Raw genomic sequence first — 12576 nt, forward strand, 5'->3', positions numbered from 1 at the left:
TTATAAAATTGTTTACTTGTGAATAACTATTTATAAAAACAGCCATGTCCACCTCCAGGCGTCAAACTTTAGAGGGGTATACTTTAACCTGTTATTCATAATAATCTTCTAGATTACTGATCGTTGTTAAAATACCTGACCGCTTTCTTAACGTAGCTACAGATAAGGAACTGAAAAAAATATGATTTTCTGTAATCATCATAGATTTGGCCTTTTTTTCGGGACCGGAAACTTTTTTTTGCTGCTTCCATTCTTGTATCATCTGATACATTCCTGATGCATTTGTATATAAATCGTAATCAATGATCGCAATGACCTCCTGAGACCGGATAACGTTGTCATTGCCAATGTGAATGAACACGATCAATCGCTCCCTTTCTTCGGCTGTCTATTTGGGGTGAAGGGGGTATTTCAAAAAAACATAAATTTGATTTTCGGATCCTTCGTTAAAATAACAGCAGATTACAACTCTTTTTCATTTGTGGCAAACCCTTGGTGGACATGAAACAACTCTGCATTTTTCAGCGTTTCATGATGAATACCATCGATATTGGTCGTGGAAACAAATGTCTGTACCTTTCCCTGAATCGTATTTAGTAAGTGTGACTGACGATAATCATCGAGTTCACTTAATACATCATCCAGTAACAGAATCGGATATTCACCAACCTCTTGATAGATCAATTCGATTTCAGCCAGCTTAATCGACAATGCTGTTGTCCGCTGTTGTCCTTGTGAACCATACGTTTGTACATCCTTGCCATTCACAAAAAAGATCAGATCATCCCGATGCGGTCCAATCAACGTTGTGCCGCGTTCAATTTCTTTTTTACGGGCATCCTTAAAGGAATCGTGGTAGCTAGTAGTTATTTTCTCCTTATCCGCCTCTTCTGATACCTTTATTGTCGCATCATATTGAATTTCTAAGTTTTCTAGATTACGGCTGATGCCTTCATGAATCGGCCCGGCCCATTTTCTTAGCAACTCAAGGTAAACAAATCGCCTCTCCAACAAAAAAGAAGCATGCTCAACCAGCTGGTCTGTTAATACATCCAACATAGTTTCATCAGCAGAGTTCCTGCGTTGCAGCTGCTTTAATAAATGGTTTCTTTGCTTCAGTATTTTTTGATATTGAGATAAATGGTAGATATAAGTCGGCTGGATCTGACCTAACTCCATATCCATAAAACGACGGCGAATTTGCGGAGCTCCTTTAACGATGGTTAAATCCTCCGGCGCAAACATAACCACATTAACTGCACCTATATAATCACTTAACCGGTGCTGCTCCAAATGATTGATTTTTGCCCTTTTCCCTTTGGATGAAATGGAGATTTGCAAGGGGATAGATTGCTTTCTTTTAGTAATCTTGCCCTCTATTGTAGCATAATCTGAGTCCCAGCGAATGAGCTCTTTTTCCCGCATTGTACGATGAGAACGGGTAAAAGAGAGCACATAAATAGCTTCCATCAGATTGGTTTTTCCTTGTGCATTCTCGCCAATAATGACATTTACCTTATCATCAAATGTAATATCCAATGCTTCATAATTGCGATAATTGGTTAATTTTAACTGTTCAATATGCATGCTTTATTCCTCTTTAAGAATGATAAAGGACCCTATCTCATCTATTTCAAGGACATCTTCCGGATATAATTTTCTCCCGCGGCGATGTTCACGTTCGCCATTGACCACAGCACCTATATCTTGAAGATATACTTTAACCATTCCACCAGAATCTAAAAAGTTAATCAGCTTGATACATTGCCCAAGCGTTATATATTCCGTATCTATTTTTATCTGCTCATGCATAGATATCACCAAATGCTTTCTATTTATTTTATCTAAGTGTAACCGGCTGTATGTTTCACTTTATTTCCGCTATTATCTATTTTACTAAAGATTGATTAAAAAAGGAAGAATAGGCCTCAAATAATTGCAAAAAGATGCGTTATAGCGTTTTTAAGCTGTATTTAATGGGGGGAATTCTTATTTTTCCATTCTCTTCTTAGAGCGCGTTTTCTGTTGTTTTTTAGAGGGTGTATAAATGGACTTCTGTTTTTCTTTTTAATTCCCAAAAAGAAAAAGCCTTTCCAAACAAAAAAGCTTTTTCTTATCAGGTATAACTTTTACTTATTGTCTTATCCAACGTTTTTTTTAACGCGAAATGCATAAAAACATATTGTCCAATGTGTCTTAATATGTTCTTACTGGTAAAATTAGCTGCAGAATAGAATCATTTTCTACTGGGCGAATGATAAATGGACGCATGGCTCCAGTGAATTCGATTAATACTTCATCATATTCAATCGCTTTTAGCGCATCGATCATATATTTTGAACTGAAGGAGATTTTTAAGCTTTCCCCCTCAATCTGATCAGCCGTCACTTCTTCCTCAACATTTCCGATTTCCGGAGAATTACTTGATATTTGAATCAAGGTATCATCATTACTTGTAAACTTAACCACATTATTTCTTTCTTCTTTTGCTAATAAAGAAGCACGTTCAATTGATCTTAAAAGTGGTGTTGTTTTGATTTGAATGGTTGTTTTACTATGATCCGGGATTAATCTTGAAGTTTCCGGATAATTGCCATCTAATAATCGGGATAAGAAATTTAAATGTTTTGTACGGAAAAGAATTTGGTTATTGGTAACACTGATTTCTACTGTTTCCTCCGAATCATTTAAAATTTTATATAGTTCATTCAAGCTTTTTCCAGGTACAACGACCTGCTCGATAGAAACAGTTGCCCCTGCTACCGGAACTTCTCTTTTTGCCAGACGATGGCTGTCTGTTGCAGTAAATACAAGGTTTTGATCCTCTAATTTAATATTTACTCCAGTTAAAATTGGCCGGGTTTCCATCGTAGAAACTGCAAAAACAGTTTGTTTAATCATACTTTTTAATAAATCAATAGGCATCTCAAAGCTATTTTTTGTTTGTACCTGTGGAAGCAATGGGTATTCGTCTGCACTTTGCCCGTTTAAATTAAACTCTGATTTTCCAGAAGTAATCTTGACATTAAACTGCTCATCAACAACAATATCTACTTGTGATTCTGGAAGCTTCCGGACAATTTCAGGGAAATACTTCGCCTGCAGGACAATAGTTCCCTCTTCTATATTTTCAACATATACTTTATCTTCATCCTCTGCTGGAATATAAGATTCAATAGAAATATCAGAGTCACTCCCAGTCAATGTGACCCCATGTTGTTTCACTTCTATTTTCATTCCGGTTAATATTGGAATCACTGTCCTGGAAGATATTGCTTTCATTACATCTTGGACACCGGCAATGAGTTTATCTCTTTGTATTGTAAAACGCATTTATATTTCCTCCTTCTTTATAAAAAAAGCTTAGCGATAATAGTTTTTAATTTTTCCTAAATCAATGAAAAAAGGGTTCTATTATTTATTAATTATAATATAAAAGACAGTAATAATAGTAATAAGTGCTGTGGTTATTGTGGATAAGTGAAATTGATTTAAAAATATCAAAGTTTTCCACATGTGTATAACCTGTTTATATGTTGCGCTGTTTTTTCACATCATACACAGCTATGCATTATCATTAGCTGTAAGAATCCCACTTCAAGCATAGAGAAAGATCAAAAATTCTAAAGGGATGAAAAGAAAACCCCACCTGAATGAAGTTTCCCTTTATATGGATTTAAGCTTTTCTTTTAGTTCCTCAATATCCCGATCGAGTTCTGTATCTGTTTCAAGCAGCTTCGAGATTTTTTCATGTGCGTGAATGACTGTTGTATGGTCTCTCCCGCCAAATTCCTGACCAATTTTAGGTAACGAAGCATCTGTCAGCTCCCTGGATAGATACATGGCAATCTGTCTTGGGAATGCAATCGATTTGGTACGTTTTTTAGCAGGAAAATCCTCGAGACGGATATGATATCGATCCGCTACAACCTCCTGGATGGCAGGAATGGTAATTTCTTTTGGTTTATTACTTGGAATAATATCCTTCAAAGCATTAGCTGCCAAAGAAGCATCAATATCCTGATTTACTAATGAAGAATAAGCAACGACACGTATCAGCGCACCTTCCAGCTCCCGGATATTTGTATTAATTTGATTAGCGATATATAGCATGACTTCATTTGGAATATCTAATCCTTCTGCTTTGGCTTTCTTATTCAAGATAGCAATTCTTGTTTCTAAATCAGGAGGTGTAATATCTGTAATTAGTCCCCATTCAAAGCGCGAACGTAAACGATCCTCTAATGTAGGAATTTCTTTTGGCGGCCGGTCGCTGGAAATAATAATTTGCTTGCTTTCCTCATGCAGTGCATTAAACGTATGGAAAAATTCCTCCTGCGTTGATTCTTTTCCAGCAATAAACTGAATATCATCAATAAGAAGGACATCGATATTGCGATATTTATTGCGGAAATGATTCGATTTATTATCCATAATGGCATTGATAAATTCATTCGTAAATTTTTCAGAAGTCAGGTAAACTACTTTGGCATCTTTGTTATGCTCTCTTACATAATGCCCGATTGCATGCATTAAATGTGTTTTTCCTAAACCTACTCCACCATAGATAAATAATGGATTATATGCTTTGGCAGGAGCTTCGGCAACAGCTAATGAAGCTGCGTGTGCAAAGCGGTTTCCTGCGCCGATAACAAACGTATCAAATGTATATTTATCATTAAGCATAGATTTTGGAGAGTCTGATGCTTTAGCGTCAATATTTGGTTTTGGCATCGGTTTTTGATCGGACGGTTCTTCTACAGAATCAGGAATAATAAATTTTGCATTTAGACTTGTACCAGTGATTTGTTCTAAAGTCTGTGTAATTAAGTCTGTGTATTGTGTTTCCAGCCAGTCCTTCGTAAATTCATTTGGAGCAGAGATAACCAATGTATTTTTTTCTAAGTGAAGGGCCTTGGTGTTTTTCAGCCAGGTATCAAAGCTCGGCTTGCTTAGTTTTTCTTTTATAACATCCAGTGTCGCATCCCAAAGTTCCTCAATATTTTCCAAAGTTACTTTCACTCCTTTCGACCTAAGTTTAGAAAATGTAATGATCAGCATGATTAGCAATTAGGAAGGTTCCATTTGCAGATAATCTATTAAACGCAACCAGCTTGTTTGATTGCTATCAGTAATAAAAGTCTATATAAAAGGTAATTTCATTCCTGATGAAGAGAAAAATATGTTTGTCTGCTTTTATAAACCTCTAAAAATAGAAGAAAAAAGCCTCTCTCAATCTATTTTAATTTATTAGATGGAAAGGCAAACGTATTAATATTGTAAAGAAAGCTTAGCAAGCTGATCCAGAAAGGCACGGGTTTGCCTACGTCGGAACTGGGACTGAGATTACCGTCCTACTGAAAAGCCCGCTCCAAACCGCTGCACCTTTACCGACTAAATACGATCACATTGTGTGACGAATGTCGATGACAGGACATTGTGTCCATCGTACTTTCATAAAGTGAAAAAAAGACTGTGGATAAATAAAATGAGATTTTATATGTCATTCAATGCTACTATTAGAAACTGGTCATTGATATCATCAAAAATAAAATGATACATTTATATACGCTATCCACAACTTTGTAGAAAACTTTATCAAAAATCCGTGGAAAGAATATCCACAACTTATCCACATTTTGTGAATAAGTTTTTTAGGGCGAGATTATTTCCACAAACTAAAACATAAATATAATACCAAATAAAACCGAATAAATCAATGGCTTTCCAATAGTTATCCACATTTTCCATCTATTGTGTGCTTCAATTATAAACAACACTGTATTTTGTGATTATCTTGTTTATTTTGTGTGTGGATAGAAAAAAAGAGAGAAAAAATATTCGATAGAAATTGTGGATAATAAAGATGATTGCTAAAATAGAAATTTAATGAGTGCTGTATTAATCACTGTACTATTGCTGGAATGTTAGAAAATGATTTTCTCGTTGGTAGATGCAAAGATATAATTAGCAGGAGCAGAGAAATATCCTGAAATTAAAATGGGATAATGAAGAATTTATTTGGAAATAAATAAGATAGTAGCTGCTATATTCATTTGAAAATGTGTGAGAAACAGAGGAAACTGGAATTTTATTAAATAGCTGGTTGACAAAATGAATCATTTTTTCGTATAATATCAAGGACTGTCTAATTGATAAGTTATAAGCTATTTTAGTTTAAATATGAAACTTGGATTTTCCAAGGAGGTGCACACTCATGAAAAGAACGTTTCAACCAAATAATCGCAAACGTAAAAAAGTTCACGGCTTTCGCGCGCGTATGAGCACAAAAAATGGTCGTCATGTATTGGCTCGTCGTCGTCGTAAAGGGCGTAAAGTTTTATCTGCATAAGCCACTGACAACTATCAGTGGTTTTTTTTCTGTTATTTTAGAGGGGATTCACATTTTTGAATACCCGCTTGTATAGTTATTCACATAAAATTACATATTCTTTTCCTGATAAAGATGGACTAGCTATTCCAGTGTTAGGAGGAAGACTCGACTTGTTTTCTTTATTGGATGAATAGATGAGGATGTATGTGGGGTAAATTAAAAGGTGATGACGGTGAAAAAACAATTTCGAATTAAAAAAAATGAAGAATTTCAGGCAACTTTTAAGAATGGAAATTCTTTCGCAAATAGACAACTGGTCATTTATTATAGAAAAAAAGAAGGTCAGAAGCACTTTCGGATAGGGCTGTCTGTTGGGAAAAAAATAGGGAATGCCGTTGTCAGGAATCGTATAAAAAGATTGTTGCGGGCGTCTTTTCAAGCATTAGAACAAGATATTAAGCCTTGTTATGATATCGTAATCATTGCCAGGAATCAAACAAAAACAATGGATTACGAGATGATGAAAAGAAGTCTCTCGCATTTATTGTATAAAGAAAAGCTATTTAAGCATTCCAAATAGAAAAACAATATTTTATACTTTCGTACTTTGCAAGTTTAAGATAGAATTCACTATGTAAATAAGCTAAAATAGCTAGTAGAAGCATTGGGAATATTAAGGAGGAAAAGCTTTGCGCAAAAAATACGGGATTTTAATCACTTTTCTCGTGTTAGCGGTTTTTTTAGCTGGTTGTACCCAGATCAATGAACCGATTACACCCGAAAGTGAAGGATTTTGGAATACAATCTTTGTTTATCCATTATCTTGGATTATAACAGTGATTGCAGAATTTTTAAGTGAAAACTATGGCTTGGCGATTATTTTAGTAACAGTAGTTATCCGTTTAATATTAGTTCCATTGAACGTAAAACAGATTAAAAGCACAAGAGCAATGCAGGAAATTCAGCCGCAGTTACAGGAGCTGCAGCAAAAATATGCGTCTAAAGATGCAAATACACAGCAAAAATTACAGCAGGAAACGATGCAATTATTCCAGAAGAATGGTGTTAATCCATTAGCAGGATGTTTGCCAATTCTTGTACAGATGCCAATATTTATCGCGATGTATCATGCAATTATGCGTACGACAGAAATTGCTACACATGATTTCCTATGGTTCCAGCTTGGAACACCGGATTATATTTTACCAATTTTGACAGGACTATTTACTTTCTTACAGCAGAAATTAATGATGTCTACCAACTCAGCTGCGAGCAGTAATCCTCAAATGAGATTACAGCTGCAGATTATGCTTTATGTGATGCCGGTTATGATTGGTGTGATGGCATTCTTCTTCCCATCAGCACTAGCATTATACTGGGTAACAGGTAACGTATTTATGGTATTCCAAACACTTCTTATTAATAAGCCGATGATGTCAAAAAAATAATTTCTTATAATAAATGGGGGGGAAGTGATTTCCCCCATATTTAATAAGGAGATGAATCGTTATTCCCCGTACAATAAAATAATTTTTTTATAAATTAAAAGGGGAAATTACGGACACTCATGCTGTATAAATGGAGGGGAAGCTATTGAGAGAAGTAACTGCAAGTGGTCAAACAGTTGAAGAAGCGATTCAATCAGCTCTGGAGCAATTAGGAGTGGAAGAGAATCAAGTAGATGTTGAGGTCATTGATGAAGGTAAAAAAGGAGTATTTGGAATCTTTGGATCGAAGCGTGCTTTTGTAAAAGTAACTATCGCAAAGGATCCAATTGAAGAAACAGCTCAATTTATCAAAGAAGTTACTAGCAACATGAATCTCTCAGTAAAAATTGATGCAGAAGTAAACGAGAATCACGTAACGTATACGATGCATCATGAAAATATTGCACAGCTCATCGGAAAACGTGGACAGACTCTGAATGCACTGCAATATTTAGTTCATTTAGCCATTAATAAACATAATGAAACGTATTATACGGTGACCTTAGATGCAGAAGGGTACCGTGCAAGAAGAAAAGAAACATTGGAGTCACTTGCGTTAAAAATGGGTGATAAAGCACAGAAAACAAAGAAGAAGGTAGTGCTGGAGCCAATGCCGGCATTTGAACGTAAGATTATCCATAGTGTCCTGCAAGATAAAGAAGTTTCTACTTATTCTGATGGTGTTGAACCGCATCGGCATGTTGTTATTAAACCGTAAAACCAGAGCTTGAGCGATTATATTTTCTCAGGCTCGGTTTTTTATATAATAGGTAAGATAACGAAAGAAATACGTTTCATTGATATATATATATATGTTTTCAAAGTCAATTCTTATCCGAAATAGATTTTGTAGTTTAATTAAACAGATGAATCCTTTTTGACATTTTTAATTTTAGGAGTATCCCTATCCTGAATTGAAATGGTATCAAGAAGGATTTTTTTATTTCTATATAAACTTTGATAATGAGGAGCCTATAAAAGGAAAGCTTTTTATCTTGGATATACACATATACTTGAAGTGGTTTTTAAATAATTACAATAATCCATTGCGGAACATAAATGGAAAAAACACGTTATGCACATGTGGATAACATTACATGCGTAGAAACTAAAACATTTTTTGTGGATAAGTTTCTTTTTTTTAAAATCTATGTTATTCTTGATTGTTAGTGATAATAAAAATTAACGATTTAATTATAGATATAGAATGAAGGTAAGGCAGGTGAACAGAATGGATACAGATACAATAGCAGCGATATCTACTCCAGTTGGTGAAGGGGCTATTGCCATTGTGCGTTTAAGCGGACCAGAAGCGATTTCGTTAGCATCTGATGTGTTTCAAGGAAAGAGCCTGAAAGAGGCAGATTCCCATACAATTCATTATGGGAAAGTAATTGATCCGGTAACGAAAGAGCTGGCAGAAGAGGTCATGGTATCTGTCATGCGTGCTCCGAAAACATTTACGCGGGAAGATATTGTCGAGATTAATTGTCATGGCGGTTTAGTATCTGTGAACCGTGTGTTAGAGATTGTGCTGGCAAAAGGAGCGCGTCTGGCAGAGCCGGGTGAATTTACAAAACGTGCTTTTTTAAACGGCCGTATTGATTTATCACAGGCAGAAGCAGTTATGGATTTAATACGTGCGAAGACAGATAAAGCAATGAATGTGGCACTAAAACAAATGGATGGACGTCTGTCGAAGCTTATCCAGACGCTAAGGCAGGAGCTTTTAGAAACAGTTGCCCATGTAGAGGTAAATATCGATTATCCAGAGTACGATGATGTAGAGGAAATGTCGCATACCTTGATGGAGGAAAAGACCAAAGAGGTAGGAGAAGAAATAGAAAAGCTGTTGGAGGTTGCGGCACAGGGGAAAATCCTCCGTGAAGGACTGGCAACAGCGATTATTGGACGGCCAAATGTTGGCAAGTCTTCCTTAATGAATACGTTAGTACAGGAAAATAAAGCAATTGTAACGGAAATCCCAGGGACAACAAGAGATATTATTGAAGAATATGTGAATGTCCGCGGTGTTCCATTGCGGTTAGTCGATACCGCCGGGATCCGGGAAACCGAGGATATTGTCGAGCGTATCGGTGTGGATCGCTCCAGACAGGTATTGAAGGAATCAGATTTAATTTTATTTGTATTAAATTATAATGAATCTTTGAGTGAGGAAGATAAAAAATTATTTGAAGCTGTTCAAGGATTAGAGTATATTGTTATCATCAATAAGACAGACTTAGAGCAGAAATTAGATTTAGAAGAGGTACAGGCATTTGTAGAAGGGAAGCCAGTCGTAACAACTTCCTTAATTGAAGAGCAGGGCGTTGATCAACTGGAGCAGGCAATTGCCGATACCTTTTTTTCTGGTGAAGTAGATGCAGGAGATTTAACGTATGTATCCAATGTACGTCATATCCAGCTGTTAAAGCAGGCAAAACAAGCACTAGATGATGCACGTGAAGCGATTGAACTCGGGATGCCAATGGATATTGTCCAAATTGATGTGACCCGCTCGTGGGAGTTTATGGGGGAAATCATTGGGGATACAGCAAGCGACAGCCTGATCGATCAATTATTCTCTCAGTTTTGCTTAGGAAAGTAAATTTATTGTTTATATAAAAGGAAAGGAAGAAAAAAATGACTTACAATGCAGGAAATTATGATGTCATTGTTGTTGGAGCCGGTCATGCCGGAGTAGAAGCGGCGTATGCTTCTGCCCGTATGGGAGCAAAAACATTAATGCTGACATTGAACTTAGATATGATCGCATTTATGCCTTGTAACCCATCCATCGGCGGACCTGCAAAAGGAATTGTGGTACGGGAAATTGATGCACTTGGCGGAATAATGGGGAAAATTATTGATAAAAGCTATATTCAAATGCGGATGCTGAATACGGGGAAAGGTCCGGCTGTACAGGCATTACGTGCGCAGGCTGATAAGCCGGTATATATGCAGGAAGTAAAGAATCTGGTTGAAAATGAACAGAACTTAACAGTTCGCCAGGGAATGGTAAATTCTCTTATTGTAGAGGACGGTATTTGTAAAGGGGTAATTACGGAAACAAAGGCAGCTTATTACGCCAAATCTGTTATTGTGACTACCGGAACATTTATGCGCGGTAAGGTACTGATGGGTGATTTAGAATATGAAAGTGGTCCAAATAACCAGCGTGTGTCGATTAAATTATCGGAGAACTTAGAGGAATTAGGCTTTGAATTAACACGTTTTAAAACAGGTACGCCGCCGCGTGTCAACAGTCATACGATTGATTATTCCAAAACTGAAATTCAACCGGGAGATGATAATCCGAAAAGTTTCTCTTATGAAACAACAAAGGTTATTGAGGATCAGATTCCGTGCTGGTTAACGTATACGAATGAATTTACACATGAAGTGATTAATGAAAATCTGACGCTTTCAGCTATGTATTCTGGAATGAAGCGGGGAACCGGTCCAAGATATTGTCCATCTATTGAAGATAAAATTGTCCGTTTTAATGATAAGCCGCGTCATCAAATTTTCTTAGAACCAGAAGGAAGAAATACAGAAGAAGTGTATGTGCAGGGACTGTCAACATCATTACCGGAATCCATTCAGCATGAAATGGTAAAATCCATTCCTGGTCTGGAAAATGCAGAAATTATGCGTGCCGGCTATGCGATTGAGTATGATGCTGTAGTGCCGACACAGCTTTGGCCGACACTGGAAACCAAACGTTTACCAGGACTATTCACAGCCGGACAAATTAACGGAACTTCCGGTTATGAAGAAGCAGCCGGTCAGGGGTTAATGGCTGGAATGAACGCCGCAGCAAAAGTAACAGGCAAGGACCCGATTATTTTAGATCGTTCTCAAGCTTATATTGGTGTGATGATTGATGATTTAGTAACAAAAGGGACGAATGAACCTTATCGCTTACTGACATCACGTGCAGAATATCGTTTGTTACTTCGTCATGATAATGCAGATTTACGTCTTACCGATATTGGCTATGACTACGGGTTAATTTCTGAGGAAAGATATGCAGCTTTCACGGCGAAGAAAGAACAGGTGGAAGCAGAGAAAAAACGTTTAAATAATATAGTTGTTAAACCGACAGAAGAAGTACAAAGTGTTATGAAATCTGCCGGCGCTGCACCAATGAAAGAAGCAGTTAAAGCATACGATTTATTAAAACGGCCTGAATTAACGTATGAATATGTAGATCAAATGATTGAAAGTGATAATGACCTTAGCGATGATGTAAAAGAGCAGGTAGCAATTCAAATAAAGTATGAAGGCTATATAAAAAAAGCAAAAGAACAAGTAGCAAGAATGCTTAAAATGGAAGATAAGAAGATACCAGCAGATATTGATTATAGTGTTATCAATGGAATTGCCACAGAGGCAGTTGAAAAACTGAAAAAAGTCCGCCCGCTTTCTGTCGGACAAGCATCCAGAATCTCTGGTGTAAATCCTGCTGATATTTCTATCCTGCTTGTTTATATCGAACAAGGAAATATTGCCCGGGTTGCAAATGAATAGTAGAAAGCTTTGTATTTGCCAAATCTTTGGCGGAACTTGTAAATAAGAAAGCATAAAACCTTCCTATTTACGAATAAAATAGCGGCGTTATCTATACGTCGCTATTTTTCTAAATAGAATATAGCGTTTTCTATTTTGATGTATAGATAGAGCATGCATCTGGCAGGGGAGAGGATTGCTCTTCCTGAAAAAATGCATACATAAATATATTGGTAAACTGTA

Annotated in this window: 11 protein-coding genes; 6 read left to right on the forward strand and 5 right to left on the reverse strand. The window is 36.5% G+C overall.

Features of this window, described 5'->3' with window-relative positions:
• Positions 1 to 91: 91 nt before the first annotated feature.
• From remB to dnaA, 5 genes are all read right to left on the reverse strand, one after another.
• Positions 92 to 361, reverse strand: a complete 270-nt coding sequence (gene remB / locus FLK20_RS15225) for an extracellular matrix regulator RemB (RefSeq protein WP_152657449.1) — start codon at positions 359 to 361, stop codon at positions 92 to 94.
• A gap of 101 nt (positions 362 to 462) precedes the next feature.
• Positions 463 to 1587: a DNA replication/repair protein RecF gene (recF, locus tag FLK20_RS15230; protein ID WP_152657450.1), complete on the reverse strand. Its 1125-nt coding sequence runs from the start codon at positions 1585 to 1587 to the stop codon at positions 463 to 465.
• Positions 1588 to 1590: 3 nt separating this feature from the next.
• Complete coding sequence (gene yaaA / locus FLK20_RS15235; RefSeq protein WP_152657451.1) at positions 1591 to 1812, reverse strand: S4 domain-containing protein YaaA; 222 nt, start codon at positions 1810 to 1812, stop codon at positions 1591 to 1593.
• Between the two features lie 384 nt (positions 1813 to 2196).
• Entirely contained in the window at positions 2197 to 3333 is a 1137-nt protein-coding gene (gene dnaN / locus FLK20_RS15240; RefSeq protein ID WP_152657452.1) for a DNA polymerase III subunit beta, read from the reverse strand.
• A gap of 333 nt (positions 3334 to 3666) precedes the next feature.
• Positions 3667 to 5010 (reverse strand): chromosomal replication initiator protein DnaA, encoded by a 1344-nt coding sequence (gene dnaA / locus FLK20_RS15245; RefSeq protein WP_152657453.1) that lies wholly within the window; start codon positions 5008 to 5010, stop codon positions 3667 to 3669.
• Between the two features lie 1207 nt (positions 5011 to 6217).
• On the opposite strand from dnaA, the gene rpmH reads away from it, so the two are divergent.
• From rpmH to mnmG, 6 genes are all read left to right on the forward strand, one after another.
• Complete coding sequence (gene rpmH, locus FLK20_RS15250; RefSeq protein WP_080871878.1) at positions 6218 to 6352, forward strand: 50S ribosomal protein L34; 135 nt, start codon at positions 6218 to 6220, stop codon at positions 6350 to 6352.
• A 214-nt stretch (positions 6353 to 6566) separates the two neighbouring features.
• Entirely contained in the window at positions 6567 to 6914 is a 348-nt protein-coding gene (rnpA, locus tag FLK20_RS15255) for a ribonuclease P protein component (protein ID WP_152657454.1), read from the forward strand.
• Between the two features lie 109 nt (positions 6915 to 7023).
• Positions 7024 to 7782 carry a membrane protein insertase YidC gene (gene yidC / locus FLK20_RS15260; RefSeq protein ID WP_152657455.1) on the forward strand — a complete coding sequence of 253 codons (759 nt, stop codon included), beginning with the start codon at positions 7024 to 7026 and terminating at the stop codon, positions 7780 to 7782.
• A gap of 145 nt (positions 7783 to 7927) precedes the next feature.
• Entirely contained in the window at positions 7928 to 8539 is a 612-nt protein-coding gene (jag, locus tag FLK20_RS15265) for an RNA-binding cell elongation regulator Jag/EloR (protein ID WP_152657456.1), read from the forward strand.
• A 513-nt stretch (positions 8540 to 9052) separates the two neighbouring features.
• Complete coding sequence (mnmE, locus tag FLK20_RS15270) at positions 9053 to 10429, forward strand: tRNA uridine-5-carboxymethylaminomethyl(34) synthesis GTPase MnmE (protein WP_152657457.1); 1377 nt, start codon at positions 9053 to 9055, stop codon at positions 10427 to 10429.
• Between the two features lie 35 nt (positions 10430 to 10464).
• Positions 10465 to 12354, forward strand: a complete 1890-nt coding sequence (gene mnmG, locus FLK20_RS15275) for a tRNA uridine-5-carboxymethylaminomethyl(34) synthesis enzyme MnmG (protein ID WP_152657458.1) — start codon at positions 10465 to 10467, stop codon at positions 12352 to 12354.
• Positions 12355 to 12576 lie beyond the last annotated feature (222 nt).

The sequence above is a fragment of the Oceanobacillus sp. CFH 90083 genome (assembly GCF_009389585.1).
Classification (GTDB): Bacteria; Bacillota; Bacilli; order Bacillales; family Amphibacillaceae; genus Oceanobacillus.